The sequence below is a fragment of the Pseudonocardia sp. MH-G8 genome (genome assembly GCF_002262885.1).
GTDB lineage: Bacteria > Actinomycetota > Actinomycetes > Mycobacteriales > Pseudonocardiaceae > Pseudonocardia.
Genome location: NZ_NKYF01000003.1, coordinates 463,736 through 482,029 on the forward strand (window position 1 = coordinate 463,736; position 18,294 = coordinate 482,029).

At 71.8% G+C, this 18,294-nt stretch carries 16 protein-coding genes; 10 read left to right on the forward strand and 6 right to left on the reverse strand.

Going from position 1 to position 18,294, the window contains the following annotated elements:
* Positions 1–14: 14 nt before the first annotated feature.
* Positions 15–704: a GntR family transcriptional regulator gene (locus tag CFP66_RS11665; protein WP_158228069.1), complete on the forward strand. Its 690-nt coding sequence runs from the start codon at positions 15–17 to the stop codon at positions 702–704.
* A gap of 16 nt (positions 705–720) precedes the next feature.
* Here CFP66_RS11665 and CFP66_RS11670 read toward each other — a convergent pair whose 3' ends face one another.
* Positions 721–1,437, reverse strand: coding sequence for a ribonuclease activity regulator RraA (locus CFP66_RS11670; RefSeq protein WP_094922927.1), 717 nt, complete (start codon positions 1,435–1,437; stop codon positions 721–723).
* A 91-nt stretch (positions 1,438–1,528) separates the two neighbouring features.
* On the opposite strand from CFP66_RS11670, the gene CFP66_RS11675 reads away from it, so the two are divergent.
* Genes CFP66_RS11675 through araD form a run of 3 tightly spaced genes read left to right on the forward strand, consistent with a single transcriptional unit; the run spans position 1,529 to position 6,175 of the window.
* Positions 1,529–2,836: an Nramp family divalent metal transporter gene (locus CFP66_RS11675; RefSeq protein WP_158228070.1), complete on the forward strand. Its 1,308-nt coding sequence runs from the start codon at positions 1,529–1,531 to the stop codon at positions 2,834–2,836.
* 19 nt (positions 2,837–2,855) lie between these two features.
* Positions 2,856–4,460: a thiamine pyrophosphate-dependent enzyme gene (locus tag CFP66_RS11680; RefSeq protein WP_094922931.1), complete on the forward strand. Its 1,605-nt coding sequence runs from the start codon at positions 2,856–2,858 to the stop codon at positions 4,458–4,460.
* Positions 4,457–6,175 (forward strand): L-arabinonate dehydratase, encoded by a 1,719-nt coding sequence (araD, locus tag CFP66_RS11685; RefSeq protein WP_094922933.1) that lies wholly within the window; start codon positions 4,457–4,459, stop codon positions 6,173–6,175. The genes CFP66_RS11680 and araD overlap by 4 nt, the downstream gene beginning before the upstream one ends.
* A gap of 27 nt (positions 6,176–6,202) precedes the next feature.
* Here the strand turns inward: araD and CFP66_RS11690 are convergent, their stop codons facing one another.
* Both CFP66_RS11690 and CFP66_RS11695 read right to left on the reverse strand, forming a co-directional pair.
* Positions 6,203–6,979: an alpha/beta fold hydrolase gene (locus tag CFP66_RS11690; RefSeq protein WP_233159336.1), complete on the reverse strand. Its 777-nt coding sequence runs from the start codon at positions 6,977–6,979 to the stop codon at positions 6,203–6,205.
* The gene (locus tag CFP66_RS11695; RefSeq protein WP_233159337.1) at positions 6,916–7,974 is read right to left on the reverse strand and encodes a DMT family transporter; all 1,059 of its coding nucleotides are present in this window, start codon (positions 7,972–7,974) and stop codon (positions 6,916–6,918) included. Before CFP66_RS11695 ends, CFP66_RS11690 begins: the two co-directional genes overlap by 64 nt.
* Before the next feature lie 72 nt (positions 7,975–8,046).
* Here CFP66_RS11695 and CFP66_RS11700 point away from each other — a divergent pair, with 72 nt between their 5' ends.
* Complete coding sequence (locus CFP66_RS11700) at positions 8,047–8,955, forward strand: LysR family transcriptional regulator (protein ID WP_094922936.1); 909 nt, start codon at positions 8,047–8,049, stop codon at positions 8,953–8,955.
* 22 nt (positions 8,956–8,977) lie between these two features.
* On the opposite strand, the gene CFP66_RS11705 is transcribed toward CFP66_RS11700, so the two are convergent.
* Entirely contained in the window at positions 8,978–10,084 is a 1,107-nt protein-coding gene (locus tag CFP66_RS11705; RefSeq protein ID WP_094922938.1) for a zinc-binding dehydrogenase, read from the reverse strand.
* Between the two features lie 67 nt (positions 10,085–10,151).
* On the opposite strand from CFP66_RS11705, the gene CFP66_RS11710 reads away from it, so the two are divergent.
* A complete protein-coding gene (locus CFP66_RS11710) occupies positions 10,152–10,946 on the forward strand; it encodes a helix-turn-helix transcriptional regulator (RefSeq protein ID WP_233159338.1) in 795 nt (264 codons plus the stop codon).
* Positions 10,947–11,008: 62 nt separating this feature from the next.
* On the opposite strand, the gene CFP66_RS11715 is transcribed toward CFP66_RS11710, so the two are convergent.
* The gene (locus CFP66_RS11715) at positions 11,009–11,998 is read right to left on the reverse strand and encodes a GlxA family transcriptional regulator (protein ID WP_158228071.1); all 990 of its coding nucleotides are present in this window, start codon (positions 11,996–11,998) and stop codon (positions 11,009–11,011) included.
* Positions 11,999–12,100: 102 nt separating this feature from the next.
* Here CFP66_RS11715 and CFP66_RS11720 point away from each other — a divergent pair, with 102 nt between their 5' ends.
* Both CFP66_RS11720 and CFP66_RS11725 read left to right on the forward strand, forming a co-directional pair.
* On the forward strand, positions 12,101–12,895 hold the full coding sequence (locus CFP66_RS11720) for a carboxylesterase (RefSeq protein ID WP_094923135.1): 795 nt from the start codon (positions 12,101–12,103) through the stop codon (positions 12,893–12,895).
* Positions 12,896–13,049: 154 nt separating this feature from the next.
* Positions 13,050–13,790, forward strand: coding sequence for an SDR family oxidoreductase (locus CFP66_RS11725; RefSeq protein WP_094922942.1), 741 nt, complete (start codon positions 13,050–13,052; stop codon positions 13,788–13,790).
* A gap of 33 nt (positions 13,791–13,823) precedes the next feature.
* Here CFP66_RS11725 and CFP66_RS11730 read toward each other — a convergent pair whose 3' ends face one another.
* A complete protein-coding gene (locus CFP66_RS11730; RefSeq protein WP_094922944.1) occupies positions 13,824–14,816 on the reverse strand; it encodes an AraC family transcriptional regulator in 993 nt (330 codons plus the stop codon).
* A 101-nt stretch (positions 14,817–14,917) separates the two neighbouring features.
* Here CFP66_RS11730 and CFP66_RS11735 point away from each other — a divergent pair, with 101 nt between their 5' ends.
* Positions 14,918–15,781, forward strand: a complete 864-nt coding sequence (locus tag CFP66_RS11735) for an enoyl-CoA hydratase/isomerase family protein (RefSeq protein ID WP_094922948.1) — start codon at positions 14,918–14,920, stop codon at positions 15,779–15,781.
* 241 nt (positions 15,782–16,022) lie between these two features.
* On the forward strand, positions 16,023–17,939 hold the full coding sequence (locus CFP66_RS11740) for an ABC transporter ATP-binding protein (protein WP_094922951.1): 1,917 nt from the start codon (positions 16,023–16,025) through the stop codon (positions 17,937–17,939).
* Positions 17,940–18,294 lie beyond the last annotated feature (355 nt).

Sequence of the window (18,294 nt, forward strand, 5' to 3'; positions counted from 1 at the left end):
GGTATACCAACGATGTGACGGATCCGGCGCCCGTGCTGCCCCCGCTGGGCCGCTCGACCACGCGCTCGGACCTGGTGGCCGTGTCGATCAAGTCCGCGATCCTGTCCGGGCGGCTGCAGCCCGACGAGGTGCTCGTGGAGCGCCGGCTGGCCGAACAGCTGGGAGTGTCCAAGACCCCGGTGCGCGAGGCGCTGATCGCGCTGACGTCCTCCGGGCTGCTCACGCCCACCCGCAACCGCGGCATCGCGGTGCGGCGGCTGCGGGCCGAGGACGTGCAGCGCGTCTACGAGATGCGGATGCTCGTGGAGCCGTGGGCGGCAGCGCAGGTCGCCGGCGGCGGCCGGTTCGAGGCCGCCGATGCCCGCCAGGCGCTCGAGGACGCCGCGCGGTGCCTCGAGGCCGACGACCACGGCGGGCTGAGCATGGCCAACCGCCGGTTCCACCGGTGCCTGTACTCCACCTGCTCCAACGACCTGGTGGTACACGCGCTCGACGACCTGCAGGACCTCACCGCGCTCGGCACCGTGAGCCTGCTGTGGGAGCAGTGGCCGACCTGGCGCGACGAGGCGCAGGAGCACCACGAGATCCTGGCCGCGGTCCAGGACGGCGACGCGGACGGGACGGAGGAGATGGTGCGCAACCACATCCAGCGTTCGATCACGCGGCTCGCCCGCCTGCGCGCGCAGGCCGCCACCGCGAGCTGATGGCCTGGCGGGGCCGTCAGTGGCGGCCGGCGCGGTACTCCGCCAGCGTCTGCTCGTCCGGGGGGTACGTCCCGCGCAGCGGCGCACCGGCCTCGATCTTCGCCAGCACGAACTCCTCCAGCCGCTCCTGCTCGACGGCCGCGGCGGCGACCTCGTCGGCCAGGTGGCGGGGCACGCAGACCACGCCGTCCTGGTCGCCGACCATGATGTCACCCGGGTAGACGGCGACCTCGGCGCAGCCGATCGGCACCTGCAGGTCGCAGGCGTGGTGCTGGGCCAGGTTCGTGGTGGCCGACGCCCCCGCCGCGAACGCCGGCAACGCGAGCTCGGCGAACCCCGCGCTGTCGCGCACCGAACCGTCGGTGACCAACCCGCCCACACCGCGCTGCCGCAACCGCGTGGCGAGGATGTGGCCGAGCGACGCGGCGCGCGTCCGGCCGCGGGCGTCGACGACGAGCACCGCGCCCGCCGGCACCGTCTCGATCGCACGTCGCTGCGGGTGGTCGTAGTCCTGGTAGACCGAGAGCGTGTCCACGTCCTCGCGGGCGGGGATGCAGCGCAGGGTGAAGGCCTCGCCCGCCATCCGCGTGCAGCCGGGGTTGAGCGCGGCGAGCCCGTGCAGGAACGTGTTGCGCAGCCCGCGCGCCATCAGCTGGGTGGTCACCGTCGCCGTGCTGACGGCGCGCAGCGCCTCCAGGGTGGCCGCGTCCACGGCTGCCTCGGTCGTCGTCATGGCACTCCTCATCCTCGAGTCGTTCTGGCCCGCCTACGTGGTATACCAATACACCAAGATGCCACTCGGCGACGATGACGAGGAGTGCACCATGAGTGATCGGCCAGAGCAGGCCGAACAGCTGGGAGCATCCGCACCGCCTGCGGAGAACTTCCTGGCGTACATCAAGGCCTTCGGGCCCGGGATCGTCGTGGCGTTGAGCTGGGTGGGCACCGGCGATCTGATCGACAACTCGGTGGCGGGCGGCAACTACGGCTACGCGCTGCTCTGGGTGCTGCCACTCTCGCTGATCTTCCGCTTCGTGTTCGTCAACGCGCTCGGCAAGTACCCGCTCTACAACGTGCAGCGGGACCCGAGCATCGTCCGGGGCATCGCCCGGACACACCCGGCCTTCGGGTGGCTGATGCTCGTCTCGTTCGTGATCTACACCCACATCCTGCTGGCGTTCACGCTCAGCGGGGTCGGCGTGGCACTGGAGGGCCTGTTCGGCGGGATCCCGTCGTTCTGGTGGTCGGTGATCGGCGCGGTGTCGGTCTTCGCCGTCACCCTCAAGGGCGCCTACCGCTTGATCGAGCGGATCTTCAAGGTCGTGCTGGCGGTCATGGTGCTGACGTTCGTGGTCGGCATCGTCCTGGTCGGGATCAACTGGGGCGAGCTCGTCAAGGGCTTCGCGTTCGAGCTGCCCCCGCAGCAGGGCCTGTTCGACTCCGGGCTCGTCGCGTCCAGCCTCGTGCTCGCCACGCTCGGCTCGATGGCCAACCTCTTCTACCCGGAGTTCCTCCGCGAGAAGGGGTGGGTCACCCCGGCCCACCGCAAGGTGCAGCAGTACGACCTGCTGTTCGGCACGGTCGTGGTGCTGTTCCTCGCGGTCGCGGTGTGGGCGATCGGCGCCGAGGTGCTGTTCGGCAAGCAGGGCGTGAGCGAGGCGAGTGACATCGCGGGCGCGCTGGGCACGGCGATCGGCCCGGTCGGGCCCTACATCTTCTACCTGGGGCTGCTCGGCGCCGCCTGGACCACCGTGGCCGGCTCGCTGTTCGCGCTCGGGAAGATGGTGGTCGAATCGCTGCACGTCGTGCGGCCGCGCCGGGGCGAGCGCTACGGGAGCGCCATCACCAAGGACCCGGTCTACCGGTGGATGATCCTCTGGGGCCTGGTCGCCGTGGTCTGGTCGTTGCCCCACGCGCCCGGGTTCGTGGCGCTGGTCGTGGTGTCCCACGTGCTCACGTCGCCGTTCCTGCTGCTGATCGTGCTCGCCCTCATCGTGATGCTCAACCGCACCGACATCATGGGCCGCTACACCAACAGCTGGAAGGAGAACATCGGACTCGGCCTGGTCGCCGTGTTCGTCGCGATCGCCGCCGTGCAGGGCATCGGCCAGGCGATCGGGGAGATCTTCTGATCCGAAGGAGAACGTTCTGATGCCGACCGTCGCCGCCGCAGTGGCGAACCTGCTCGCCGAGGCAGGCGCCCGGCGCTGCTACACCGTGCCCGGCGAGTCGTTCCTCGCCCTCATCGACGAGATCGCCCACCACCCGCAGATGCAGCTGGTGTCGGTGCGCCACGAGTCGGGTGCCGCCTTCATGGCCGACGCCGACGCGCGGCTCACCGGCGTACCCGCGGTGGCCATGGCCAGCCGGGGACCGGGCTCGTCGAACCTCGCGATCGGGGTGCACACCGCCCACCAGGACTCCACGCCGATGATCGTGCTGCTCGGCCAGGTCGACTCCGAGCTGCGCGGGCGCGAGGCGTTCCAGGAGGTCGACCTGACCGCCTTCTACGGCCCGATCACGAAGTGGGCGGTGACGGCGGAGCGGGCGCAGGACGTCCCCGGCCTCGTGGCGAAGGGCTGGGAGATCGCGACGACCGGACGGCCCGGCCCGGTGGCGATCGCGCTGCCCAGCGACGTCGTCGACGTCGAGCTGGGTGACGTCCCGATCGCCGCACCGGCCACCCCGGTGCCGGCCCCGCCGGACCCCGACGCCGTCGCGGACCTCGCCGAGCGACTGCTGCGCGCCCGCCGGCCGGTCGCCATCGCCGGGGAGGGCTCCCGCGCCGCCCGCGACGAACTGGTACGCGTGGCCGAGCGCTTCGGCATCGGGGTGTGCACATCCTTCCGCCGCCAGGACGCGTTCCCCGTCGAGCACCCGCAGTTCCTCGGCCACCTCGGCCTGACGGTGCCACCGGAGACCGCGGACGCGACGTCCGGCGCGGACCTGCTGCTCGTCGTCGGCACCCGGCTCGACGAGATCACCACCCAGCGCTACCGGTTGCCCGCGCCCGGCTGCGAGGTCGTGCACATCGGCCGGTACGGCGCCGGCGGCATCGACGCCGAGCCGGCGGACGTCCTCGCGGCACTGGCCGACCACCCCGGCGCAGCGCGTCCCGTGGACTGGAGCGCGGCGCACGCCGGCGTCGACGCCTGGTCCACCGCCGTTCCCACGGCCGCCGGCGCCGGGGTGCACCCCACCGACGTCATCACCGCACTGCACCGCGCCCTGCCCGCCGACGCGATCGTCACCAACGACGCGGGCAACTTCGCCGCGTTCCTGCACCGGTACTGGCGGTTCCCGCCGACCACCACCCAGCTGGCGCCGGTCAACGGGGCCATGGGCTACGCGGTGCCCGCCGCGGTCGCGGCGGCGCTGGCCGCCCCGGACCGCACCGCCGTGGCGGTGGTGGGCGACGGCGGCGTCCTCATGACCGGCCAGGAGATCGAGACGGCCGTGCGCCTCGGCGCCCCCGCCGTGGTCGTCGTCCTGCAGAACGGCATGTACGGGACGATCGCCATGCACCAGGCCCGTGACCTGGGCCGCACGTCCGGCGTCGACATCTCCGGCGTCGACCTCGTGCGCTGGGCGGAGGGCCTCGGAGCCGACGCTTACGGGGTCGGCGACGCGGCCGGGCTCGACGACGCGCTGCGCCGCGCGGTCGCCGGCCGCCGGCCCGCGGTGGTGGCCGTGCGCACCGATCCGGACGTCATCACCCCCGCCGCCACCCTCGGCGAGCTGCTCGGGTCGTCATGAGGCGCGCCCCCGAGGAGCTGCGCAGCCACCGGTGGTTCGGGGCGCGCGACCTGCGTTCCTTCGGGCACCGCTCGCGGGCGCAGCAGATGGGCTTCGACGCGCAGGACTACACCGGCCGTCCGGTGATCGGCGTCCTCAACACCTGGAGCGATCTCAACCCGTGCCACACGCACTTCCGCGACCGGGCCGAGGAGGTCAAGCGCGGGGTGTGGCAGGCGGGCGGGTTCCCGGTGGAGCTGCCGGCGATGTCGCTGTCGGAGCCGTTCCAGAAGCCGACCACCATGCTCTACCGCAACATGCTCGCGATGGAGGCCGAGGAACTGCTGCGCTCGCACCCGGTGGACGGCGCCGTGCTCATGGGCGGCTGCGACAAGACCACCCCGGGCCTGGTCATGGGCGCCACGAGCATGGGTCTGCCGTTCGTCTTCCTGCCTGCGGGTCCGATGCTGCCCGGCCGGTGGGGTTCCGAGGTGCTCGGCAGCGGCTCCGACACGTGGAAGTACTGGGACCGCAAGCGCACGGGCGCGATCAGCGAGGAGGACTGGAACGCGATCGAGGGCGGCATCGCCCGCTCCCCCGGCCACTGCATGACGATGGGCACGGCCAGCACCATGACGGCCGCCGCCGAGGCGCTGGGGCTCACCCTGCCCGGCGCGTCGTCGGTGCCCGCCGCGTTCTCCGGGCACGCGCGGATGGCGGTGGCCTCCGGGCGCCGGATCGTCGACATGGTCTGGGAGGACCTGCGGCCCGAGCAGGTGCTCACGTCCGCCGCCTTCACCAACGCCGTCACCACGGTCATGGCCCTGGGCGGCTCGACGAACGCGGTGGTGCACCTGGTGGCGATGGCCGGGCGTGCGGGCGTGGACCTGCCGCTCGACGCGTTCGACGCCGTCGCGCGGCGGACCCCCGTGCTGGCCAACATCCGCCCGTCGGGCGCGTACCTGATGGCCGACTTCCACGACGCAGGCGGGTTGCGCGCACTGCTGGCGCAGCTGTCGGACCTGCTGGAGCTCGACGCGCACACCGTCAACGGGGCCACGCTCGGCGAGAACATCGCGGGCGCCACCGTGCACGACGACGACATCATCCGGCCGCGGGATCGCGCGCTGTCGCCCGAGGGCGCCCTCGCCGTGCTGCGCGGCAGCCTCGCCCCGAACGGCTGCGTGATCAAGACGACGGCCGCGAGCCCGCACCTGCTGAAACACACCGGGCCCGCGCTCGTCTTCGACGACTACGACGACCTCGCCGCGCGCATCGACGCCGACGACCTCGACGTGGACGAGAACTCGGTGCTCGTCCTGCGCGGCGCCGGCCCGATCGGCGGGCCCGGCATGCCCGAGTGGGGACAGCTGCCCATCCCGAAGAAGCTGTTGCAGCGCGGTGTCACGGACATGGTGCGGATCTCCGACGCGCGCATGAGCGGCACGAGCTACGGCACCTGCGTGCTGCACGTCGCCCCGGAGTCGGCGGCGGGCGGCCCGCTGGCCCTGGTCCGCGACGGCGACCTCATCGAGCTGGACGTGCCCGAGCGCCGGCTGGACCTGCAGGTGCCCGCCGACGAGCTGGCCCGGCGCCGGGACGCGTGGCGGCCACCGGCCCCACCACCGGCCCGCGGCTACGGCGCCCTGTTCGCGAGGCACGTGACGCAGGCCGACAAGGGCTGCGACTTCGATTTCCTGGCGGGCGCAGGCGCCCCGGAGCCGGCGATCCACTGACACGCGCCTGCAAACTCTCGTCGACACCTAGCCGACGGAAGCGTCGTTCGTCGCAGGGCCGGCGTTGGCCATGAGCCAATTCTGCAGCGTCGTCGCCAGCGGGACCGGGGCGTCCAGGTGGATCAGGTGGCCTGCTCGCGGGACGCGGACCAGCTCGGCGCCGGGAATGCCCGCGACGATGCGCTCGCCGGTGGCCACGGGGATCCAGGTGTCCTCGACTCCCCACAGGACCCGCACGGGGATGTCGATCCTGCCCAGCAGCGCCTCGTTCTCCTCGAGGTAGCGCTCGTCGAACGCCGCGATCTGCCGGTAGAACGCCGGCTGCCCGTCCTCACCCAGCCAGGGGCCGACGAGCTCCGCGAGGTCCTCGGGGTGCAGGCCGCGATGGCCGGCGTTGCCGACATAGGCCCTGACCAGGGCCTCATGGATATAGGGCGGAACCTGCGCGAGGACGTCCGGGTGCTGCTGGACCAGCCGGAAGAACGGCGATCCCGCCGGCGGGATCGCCACGACGTCGGCCATCAGCAGCGATGCGTAGGGCACCTCGTGGACGAGGTGCGCGCGCAGCGAGACGGCCCCGCCGTAGTCGTGGGCGACGACGTGCGGCCGGTCGAGACCCCAGTGGTCGAGCAACGCCGCGAACGCCCGCGCCTGGACACCGAAGTCGACCGCGTGCTCGGCGTCCTTCGAGGACCGCCCGTAGCCGGGCATGTCCCACAGGTACACGGTGAAATCGCCGCTCAACGCCTCGGCGAAGGGCCGCCACAGCCACGACGACCAGGGAGTGCCGTGGCAGAAGACCACCGCAGGCCCCGTCCCGGCGCGTCCCCACGCGATGCGCCGCCCCTCCCACGTGAACGTCTCCGCAAGATCCATGGGCTCAGTGTGGCTCTCAGTACGGGTGAGGAGCGAGATCGCCTGGCCGAACGTCTGATCCCGTGCTCGCGGACGCCGCTTCGTTCGGCGCCGACACCGGCGGCGACCACCAACCCGATCCCGACGACGGCGCTCCGGCCCGGCACCTGGTGCAGCGCGACCAGCCCGATGACCAGCGCGATCGCCGGTTCGAGCGCCATCAGCGTGCCGAACGCCGCCGCGGTGAGCCTGCGCAGCGCCACCATCTCCAGGCTGAAGGGAACCACCGGTAGCAGCACGGCGAGCCCCAGCCCGATCAGCAGCAGCTGCGCGTCGAGAGCGCCGAGCACGGCCGGTGCGTCCGTCAGCGCGACGACGACGGTGGCGGTGAGGCCCGCCACGGGCATCGAGACGGCGAGGCCGCGCAGCCCGGTCGCCTCGTCGCCGACCTTCTGCGTCAGCACGATGTAGCCGGCCCAGCAGGCAGCCGCGGCCAGCGCGAACCCGACGCCCACCGGATCGGCCCCGCCGTGCCACGGCTCGGTGAGCAGCAGCACCCCGGCCGCCGCGACGAGCGCCCACAGGCGTGCCGGCCCACGGCCCCGCGCGACCGCGACGCCCAGCGGTCCGAGGAACTCCAATGCGCTCGCGGTCCCGAGGGGGATCCGCGCGACGGCGGCCATGAACAAGAACGTGAGGCCCGCCGTCACCACGCCGAGGAGTGCGCAGGTCAGCAGGCCTTGGCGGGTGAACTGGCGCAGCGGCGGGCGAACGAGGACCGCCAGCAGGAGCCCGGCCCACGCCAGCCGCAGCCAGGCGGTCCCCCCGGTGCCGAGCCGGTCGATCAGCCCGATCGACGCGGCGAGGCCGAGCTGGACGCACAGCATGGCGACCACGGCGAAAGCGGAGCCCAGCCGCGCGCCGGAACCCGGAGAGGTGCTCACGGCAACCAGTAGAGGTCATCCGATCGTTCGCGTCCACGTGACTTCCATGCACAGACTGTTCATGATTTGTGGATGGAAACGCGACGCCTGGAGCTCCTCGTCGCGCTGGCCCGGCTCGGCTCGATGCGCGAGGTGGCCGAGGAGATGGACGTCACGACGTCGACGGTGTCGCAGCAGATCGCCGCGCTCGCCCGGGAGACCGGGACCGTGCTGCTGGAGCCGGCGGGGCGTCGGGTGCGGCTCACGCCTGCCGGGCGGCGGTTGGCCGACCACGGCCTCACGATCCTGGCGGCGGTCGATGCGGCCCGGGCGGACCTGGACGCGGACGCCGAACCCGCGGGCACCGTGCGGGTCGCCGGGTTCGCGACGGCGATCCGACGCTCGCTGCTCCCCCTGCTGGCCTCGCTGGACGGCACCCGCGTCCGGATGCTGATCGCCGAGCACGAGCCCGCCGAAGCGCTGGACCTGCTCGCCGAGGACGCGGTCGACCTCGCCCTCGTGTACGACTACGCGCTCGCCCCGCGCACCGTCGACGACCGGTTCGAGGTCACCCCGCTGTGGACGGCCCGGTGGGGCCTCGGAAGACCGGCGGAGCCCGCGATGGAGGACCTCCCCGCCGTCTCGACCGTGGATCGCCACCGCGACCACGACTGGATCGTGAACTCGCGCAACGACGCGGACGAGCGGGTGGTCGCCGCGCTGGCCGCGTACGCCGGGTTCACCCCCCGGATCGTGCACCGCGCCGACAGCCTCGACCTGGTTCAGGACCTGGTCGCCGAAGGCCTCGGGGTGGGCCTGCTGCCCGAGGGGGTGTCGATGCGACCCGGTGTGCAACTGCTCGCCCTTCGCGAGCCCGACGTGCTGCTGCGGGCGTTCGCGGTGGTCGGGCGGGGCCGGGATGCGTGGGCGCCGCTGGCACTGATCATGGGCAGGCTCACCCACGCGGGGGTGCCGCCCGGTGATTCCGCCTGCCCAGGATGATCTGGACCTCGGCCGGCGTCGATCATCCGACGAGCGGCCCGCTGGAGGCACAGGAACGGATGCTCGACCCTGCCCGTCCGGGCACCAGTACGACGACGCCCGCTCCCCCGGTGCGAGCGGCGAGGCCCAGCGCGGCCGCAGGGTCGTCGAGACCCACCGTGGCAGGCTCGAGCGCGCCGAGGTCGACGGCACCGGCGGCCACCAGGCGCCACACGCGGAGCAGCGTCTCCCGCCGGAACATCCACGACCCGACCAGCCGCAGACGCCGGCGCATCACCGCGCCGTACGGGATCGGGAGGTCCCGGCGCACCCCGCCGACCAACACCATCGTCCCGCCGGACCGCAGCGCGTCGACACCCGCCAGCGTCGGATCGGCGCTGGGCACCGGTCCGAGCGCGTCGAGCACGACGTCGACCTCGCCGATGGCCGCCGCGGTCCCCGCGCGGTCGGTCAGCGGAACCGGCTGCACCCGGGGGTCGAGGGCGGCCAGCCGCTCCAGCACCGCCGGGTTGCGGCCGACCGCAGCGACCCGCGCCGCCCCGTGTGCCAGCGCCAGGTGCACACCCGCCGTCCCGAGCTGCCCGGTCGCGCCGAGCACGGCGACGTCGTGACCCGCCGCCAGACCCGCCCGGTCGAGTCCCTCGGCCGCGACCGCGAACCAGCCCACCAGGGCCTCGCCCGGCGCGCCGCACGCGCCGGGCAGCCGGACCAGCGCGGCGGCCGGGGCGAGCATCCGCTCGGCGAACGAGCCATCGCGCCACCGCTCCTGCATCACCGCGACCGTCGGAGTGCGCTCGCCCCGACCACCGATCCCGGTCCAGCCCACCAGGAACTCCTGCGGATCGACCACGTCGTCCGAGCCGAGCACGCCGATGTGCGCCACCACATCGCCGACCGCGAACCCGAACACGTCCTCGCCGACCGCCAGCACCCGCCCGATCCCGCCGACGCCGAGCACCAGCGGGGTCGGGACCCCGCCCCGCGGGCCCGCCTTCGTGACGGCATCGGTGTAGGAGGGCACGTGGACCGCGAGAACCTCGAGCAGCACCCCACCCGGGCGCAGCCGCGGCTCGTCGAGGTCCGCCACGCGGAGCGGAGCACCGGGTTCATCGAGCATCCATGCACGCATGACGACGAGCCTGCCCCGCGGCTTTCCTGGTATTGATACGCTCTTCATCCTGGTATCGGAGGTACCTGTGACCGCTTCCCCCGACGGTCGCGCGTCGCGGCGGTCCGTCTCCGAGCTCGGGAGCTTCCTGCGGCACAGGCGCGAACGTCGCTCCCCGGCTGACGTCGGCCTGCCCGGCGGAGGCCGACGGCGGACACCCGGACTCCGCCGGGAGGAGGTCGCGCTGGTGTCCGGGGTGAGCACCAGCTGGTACACCTTCCTCGAGCAAGGCCGGCCGGTCCGCCCGTCGGCGCAGGTGCTCGGTGCCGTCGCGGGCACGCTGGGGCTGACCGACGACGAGCGCGACCACTTGTTCCGTCTCGCCGGCCTCGCCCCGGAAGGTCCGGCCGCCGGTCCGGAGCGGATCGACCCGGGACTTGCGGACCTCGTCGACGCGGTCGATCCGCGCCCCGCCTACGTCACGGCGGCGAGCTTCGACATCCTCGCCATCAACGCTGCCGCGAGGTCGCTCTTCTGCGGTGCCGTACCGAATCTCGCGCTGTGGGTGTTCGGCGACCCGGCCGCGGAGGAGCTGCTGGTCGACCACGAAGAGGTGGCGCTCGGCCTGCTCGCGCGGCTGCGCTGGGCGAACGCCTGCCATCCGGACGACAGGCGGATCGCGGAGGTCGTGGCGCAGCTGCGGGAGACCTCCGCCGATGCCGCCCGGTGGTGGACGCGCCAGGACGTGCGCGACGTCCGATCGGGAATCAAGCGGGTCCGTCACCCGGAGCACGGCGTCCTCACGCTGACCCACACCGCCCTGCACCCGGCCGAGCGCCCCGACCTGACGCTGGTGGTCTACGGCCCATCAGATCTCGAGTAGCAGCGTCGTCGCCAGCGGGACCGGGCGCGTGCCCCGCGGGGAGCCCACCGGGCCGGCGCTGATCACGGCTGCGGAGCGCGGTCCGGCGCAGGCTTGGAGCGGAACGTGTCACGGTAGTTCCGCGGGCTGGTGCCGGTTTCGGTGAGGAAGTGCCGACGTAGGGACTGGGTCGAGCCGAAGCCCGCTGCGTGCGCCACCTGGGTCACGCTCAGATCCGAATCCTCCAGCAGCTCCCGCGCGCGCTCGACGCGGCGGCGCGCGATCCAGCCCGCCACGCTGTCACCCGTCTCCGCGCGGAATCGCCGTTCCAGTGTCCGCGGGCTGATGCTGGCCCGGGTCGCGATCTCCTTGAGGGTCATGGCCTCGGCGATGTTCCCGGCGACCCATTCCAGGACGGGCGACAGCGATCCCGACATCGGCCGGGGCAGGGCCTTGGCATATTGCGCCTGACCACCGCTCCGGTGTGGCGGACTGATGAGCAGCCGGGACACGTCGTTCGCGTACGCCTGGCCGTGGTCCTTCCGCAGGACGTGGAGACAGAGGTCCGCCGCGGCGAGCATGCCGCCGGAGGACAGGATCTGCCCGTCGTCCACGTACATCTCGTGCTCCATCAGATGCGCACGCGGGAACGCGGTGCGGAACTCGTCGGCGAGCGCCCAATGCGTGGTGACACGGCGGCCGTCGACCACCCCGGCCTGGCCGAGGACGAACGCTCCGGCACACAGCGACACCAACCGCGCCCCCGCGGCGGCCGCCGCCGCTACCGCGGAGAGCACAGCGGGGTCCTGCGGCGCCGACGGTGCCTCGAGGCCGGGCACGACGACGATGTCGGCGCCGGCGATCGCCTCGACCGGCTGCAGGTCACCGATGGTGAAGCCGAGCGAGGTCGGCACCGACGCGGACCCGCAGAGCACGACGTCGTAGGGCGCCTCCGGCTCATCGCGGATCTTGGCGAACACCGACGGGCGACGACCGAACGCCTGCACCGCGATCGCGAGGTCGAGGACGAACGTCCCACCCAGAACGACGATCGCAACGCGATGACGCTCCACCTGTGCCTCCTTGGCCGGATCCGGTCGAAGTATGGCGTGCAGAGTGGTGCTGGTCACCCCGCGTCGGCCCGACACTCGTTCTCCCGAGTCGAGAGGGCGGTCATGACACCCGACACCATCGTTCTGGTCCACGGCTTCTGGGTCACCCCACGCAGCTGGGAGAACTGGACCAGCTACTACGAGGCGAAGGGATATCGGGTGCTCGCGCCCGGCTACCCGGGCTTCGAGGTCGAGGTGGAGGCGCTGCGCGCCGACCCACAGATCATCATCGATGTCACCGTTCCGGCGATCATCGAGAAGCTCGAAGCAGCGATCCGCGAGCTGGACACGGCCCCGATCATCATGGGCCACTCCGCGGGCGGGGCCTTCACCCAGATCCTGCTCGACCGCGGTCACGGCGCCGCCGGCGTCGCGCTCAACTCCGCACCCACCGAGGGTGTGCGGGTCGTGCCACTGTCCCAGGTGAAATCGACGTTCCCCGTGCTGAAGAGCCCGTCCAACCGGCACAAGGCCGTCGGCCTCGACTTCGAGGGCTGGCGGTACGCCTTCACGAACACGTTCAGCGAAGAGGAAGCCCGGGCGCTCTACGAGCGCTATCACATCCCCGCGAACGGCGGGATCCTCTGGGGCGGTGTCCTGGCGAACTTCCAGCCCGGACACCAGGACACCTGGGTCGACTACCACAACGACGACCGGGCACCGCTGCTGTTCGTCTCGGGCTCGGAGGACCACATCATGCCGCCGAGCATCCAGCGGTCCAACGCCAGGCACTACAAGTCGAACACCGTCACCGAGCACAAGCAGTACGAGGGGTACGCGCACCTGCTCCCGGCGCAGAAGGGCTGGGAGCGGATCGCAGACGACGTTCTGGAGTGGGCCGTGGAGCACGCCCGCTGATCCACGGACCTGCTCGCGTTCCTCGACGCGGCCGGACCTGGGGTCGGTGTGCCGTAGCGATCACTCCGCGATCCCCTGCGACTTGAGAAACGGACACGTGTCCACTAGGTTCGACGACTAACCGGACACTTGTCCGTCTAGTCGAAGGATCTTCATGCCCCTCCACGGCAAGGTCATCGCCATCACCGGCGCCAGCAGCGGGATCGGTGAAGCAACCGCTCGCCACCTCGCATCACTCGGTGCGACCGTCGTCCTCGGCGCCCGCCGCACCGACCGACTGGACCGGCTGGTCTCCGAGATCGAGGCCGCCGGCGGAAAGGCGGCCGCCACGCGCGTGGACGTCACCCGTCCCGACGACCTCCATTCTCTCGTCGCCCTCGCCGTCGAGCGCTTCGACCGCCTGGACGTCCTGGTCGGCAACGCCGGGGTCACCAAGATCAGCACCGTTGCGGACCTGGATATCGAGGGCTGGTCGGCGATGGTCGACGTGAACGTCAAGGGCATCCTGCACGGGATCGCCGCAGCCCTGCCGGTGTTCCGCGGTCAGGGCAGTGGCCACCTCGTCACCGTCGTCTCGACCTCCGGCCTGAAGATCGTCCCCACTCAGGCGGTGTACGCCGGGACGAAGAACGCGGTGCGCACCCTCCTGGAAGGGCTGCGGCAGGAGAGCACCGACGGCGTCCTGCGGACGACGTCGATCTCCCCTGGCTACGTCCGCACCGAGCTGATCGACACCGCCGTCGACGATCCGGCCGTGCGCGAGCAGATGAGGGGGAACATGGCTGAGCTCGGCATCGACGCCGCAGCGGTGGCCCGGGCGATCGCATTCGTGATCGACCAGCCCGACGACGTCGAGATCGGGGACCTGACCATCCGACCCACCCGCCAGGGCTGAGCCTGCGGGGGGCACGAAACCCTGTCCCACGCCTCAGCCCGCGTCGACGGTGAGGCTCGACAGCGAGGGCTGATGCAGCCGGAAGGCCGGCACGTGGTGGGTGCGCGCCTCGCTGCGGTAGCGACCCGGCGTCCGCCCGTGGGCACGGGTGAATGCGCGGGAGAACGCCGGCACCGATCCGTACCCGACGGCAGCGGTGATCACCTCGAGGGAGTCGTGCGTGTCGCGCAGGCGGACCGCGGCCAGATCCATCCGCCAGTTCGCCAGGTATGCCGCCGGTGTCGCGCCGGTCGCCGCCGGGAACCGGCGCGCGAGGGTCGCCCGCGAGACCGAGGTGGCCGCCGCCAGCGTCGCCGTCGTCCACGGCGTGGCCGGATCCTCGTGCAGGCGTTCCAGCGCCTTGCCGACCACGGGGTCGTAGAGCGCGCCCAGCCACGTGCCGAGGCACGCCGGGGGATTCTCGGCGAGCCAGGCCCGCAGCATCTGCACCAGCACCACGTCGACCAGGCTCTTGAGGACCGCCCGGGTGGCGATCTGCGGGTGGGCCAGCTCCCGAGCGAGCATGCGTACGGTGTCGTCCAGGCCGGTCGTGCCGGTCGCCGACCGCACATGGACGATGCCGGGCAGGACCGCCAGCACCTGCGTGAGCGCGGCCGGATCGCAGTCGTAGTGGATGGTCACGATCCGGGTGGTGACCGGCGACGACCCGAGCCGGATCAGATCGCCGGCACCGCGCCCGCGAGCCGTGGCGTGCTCGCACCTGCGGCGACCGGTCCCGTCCGGATCTCCCGGCTCGTCGCCGAGACCGTGCAGGGTGCCTGCCGGGAGCAGCACGACGTCGCCGGTCGCCAGCTCCACCGGCTCCCTCCCCGGCACCGTGAGCCAGGCCCGGCCCGCGGTCACGGCGTGCAGGGCCGCCCCCGGGTAGTCGTCCAGGACGACCGCCCAGCGGCCGCCGGCCTCGATGCGGGTGCTCAGCGCCCCCTTGACGCCGGAGACGTCCAACACGTCGCTGAATGGATCCACCCCGCTACGCTAGCCATGCCCGTCAGCCTGAGGCAACCGATCAATATTCTGCGGCCCATGGGCATGGTCTGACTCAACTCCCGATACATACAGTCCCCGTCATGGACTACCACGACTGGACCGGCCTCACCGTCGCCATCGCCGACGGGGTCGCGACCGTGACCCTCGACCACCCGCCCCTCAACCTCATGGACGCCGTCCTGCTGCCCTCGCTGCGCGGGTTCGTGCGGCAGGTACGCGACGACGCGGACGTGCGCGTCATCGTGTTCCAGAGCGCCGACGACGAGTTCTTCAGCGCACACGGCGACATGGGCTACCTCACCGACCCGGACGCCCTGCCCACCGCCACCCGCGCCGCGATCGCCGCCGCGCCGGACACGCCGGTCCCGGACGGTTTGAACATCATCCAGGCGTTGGGAGTGGAGGTGCGCGCTCTCCCGCAGATCACCATCGGCAAGATCGCCGGCTTCGCGCGCGGCGCCGGCAACGAGTTCCTCATGTCCCTCGACATGCGGTTCGCGGCGATCGGCCGCTCGGGTCAGGCCCAGCCCGAGTCGCTGCTGGGCATCCTCCCCGGCGGCGGCGGCACGCTGAACATGACCCGCCTGGTCGGGCGGGCCCGGGCCCTGGAACTGATCGTCGGCGGGCAGCTCGTGGACGCCGAGGCGGCCGAGCGGTACGGCCTGGTGAACCGCGCCCTTCCCGCCGCCGAGCTGGACGCGTTCGTCGACACCCTGGCGCGCCGGATGGCACGGGTGGGCCCGCCGGTCGTCGCCGCGATCAAGACCACCGTCGACGCGGTGGCGCCGACCGTTCCGCACGAGGCGTACGAGGTGGAGAACACCTCGCTGTACGCGCTCTTCGGCGACGACGTCGTCACCACCGCACACCGGCAGGTCGCCGCGGGCGTGCAGACCCGCGACGGCGAGCGGGACCTCGAAGGACTCCTCGACCGCATCGCCTAGGTGCCCCGCAGACGCGCCTGGTGGGAGGAGCGTGCATCAGACGCCCTTCAGGACACGATCAAGTGCTGGTACCGAGGCGGCGCACTCACGGGACGAGCGCTGAGCCCGCTCTGCGGCGCGCCGAACCGGTGCAGGCGCGATCTATGATCTTCGCGTGGCTACCCGTGCACGGCTCCCCCGATCGCGCCGGCTCGGGAGGGTCGCCCGCGGATGCTGACAACAGGCATGGATGTGACGTCACGTGGTCGGTAGCGGCGCTCCTCGGCCGAGCGGGCGGGAACTGCTGGTCAACGCCGGGTTGGCGTTCGCCCAGGTGTGGGCGGCCGCCCCGGCCTCCCTGCTCGCCTACCTGGTGGCGACCGCGATATCGGCCGGAGCTCCGGTCCTGGTCGCCTGGTTGACCAAGAACATCCTCGACGGCGTGGCGGCCGGGGTCGCTTTCGGCGATCTCGTGTCAGGTGCGGTCACCTTGGCGGTCGCAGGTGCCGCGGTGGCGGTGGTCCCGCAGGTGAGCCGGTACCTGACCGGCCAGATCGAGCGAGCGTCCTCCCTGTACTCGACGGAGCGGTTGTACCGGGCGGTCGGGCGGTTCATCGGGCTCGGCCGATTCGAGGACCCGGAGTCGCTCGACCGGCTGCGGCTGGCCGACAACAGCACCCGGGCCCCGGCCATGGCCGTGAACTCCGGGTTGCTGGTGGTCGGTGGCGCGCTGACCGTCACCGGGTTCGTCGTGACGCTCGTCGTGGTCAGTCCGGTGATGACGGCCATCGTCCTCGCCTCGTCGATCCCGGTCCTGATCGCGGAGCTGGCGCTGTCCCGCAGGCGCGGGGCGATGGAGTGGCAGATCGGCCCGGCCGAGCGCAGGGAGTTCTTCTACAGCAGCCTCCTGACCGAGGTGAACGCGGCCAAGGAGGTCCGGCTGTACGGGTTGTCGGACTTCCTGCGTGGGCGGATGCTGACCGAACGCCACGTCTCGGACTCGGCGCGGCGCGCGATGGACCTGCGGGAGACGTGGACCCAAGGCGGGTTGTCGTTGCTGGGCGCCGCGGTGGTCGGCGGCGGGTTGATCTGGGCGATCCGCGCCGCCGCGCAGGGCGAGATCTCCGTGGGCGACGTATCCCTGTTCATCGGCGGTGTCATGGGAGTGCAAAGTGCGGTCGGCGGGCTGATCTCGGGTTTCGCGGAAGCGCACAACCAGTTGCTGATGTTCGACCACTACCGGCGGATCGTCGATTCCGAACCCGACCTTCCGGTGCCGGCACGGCCGCGACCCACCCCGACAATGCGGCAGGGTATCGAGCTGCGGGATGTGTGGTTCCGCTACAGCGACAACCACCCGTGGGCGCTACGCGGGATCTCCGTGCACATCCCGCACGGCCGAGCCGTCGGACTCGTCGGCCGTAACGGCGCGGGCAAGTCCACGCTGGTCAAACTGCTCTGCCGGTTCTACGACCCGACGCAGGGGGCCATCTACTGGGATGGCATCGACCTGCGAGAGTTCGACCCGGACACGTTGCGGCGCAAGCTCGCGGGCGTGTTCCAGGACTACATGGAATACGACCTGACAGCTTCCGAGAACATCGGGATCGGCGACCTGGACGGGCTCGAGGACGGCAACCGGATCGTCACCGCGGCTCGCCGTGCCGGAATCCATGACAAGCTGATCACACTGCCACACGGCTACCGCACCCTGCTCTCCCGGCTGTTCATGAGCGAGGCCGACAAAGACGACGCGGAGACCGGCGTCGTCGTCTCCGGCGGCCAGTGGCAACGCCTCGCCCTCGCCCGCGCCCTCTTCCGCGATCGGCCGGACCTCATGATCCTCGACGAGCCCACCTCCGGGCTCGACGCCGAGGCCGAGACCCGGATTCACGAACAGATCCGCCGACATCGCGCAGGACGCACGAGCCTGCTGATCTCGCACCGGATGAGCAGTATCCGCGACGCGGACCACATCGTCGTCCTCGACGAGGGCGCGCTGGCCGAGCAGGGACAACACGACGAGCTGATGGCGCGCGGAGGGATCTACGCCGGACTGTTCCGGATGCAGGCCGCGGGCTACAACGACGCCGATGCCGATGCCGATGCGGCGACGGAACAGATCCAGGCAATCCAGCCGCAGGACGGTGCCCATCCGGGTCTTCCCGCGAGGCCATAGCCCGGGAACAGAACCGGCGGTAGTCGAATCCGCTGATCAGCGGATTCGACTACCGCCGGACGACGCCACGCGGCGACTGCCTGCTAGCAGTTCGGCCCGCAGCCGATGCCCTTGCGGCAGAAGGTGGGACGCCCGCAGCCGTAGTAGCAGGTCCGGATAGCGCAGCCAGTGCTGTAGCGGTGGCACCAGCTTTCTTCCTTGCACGCGGCCGCCGGAACTTCCGGCGCGATCCTCGCGAGCACTCGATCGGCAATTCGATGCATCATACCCACCCGATGTCACATCCTCTCAGAATGAATGGTCCACAGCACCCTAGCGATCATGGATAGCGGGTCGCAAGTCGTACGCCGCGCGA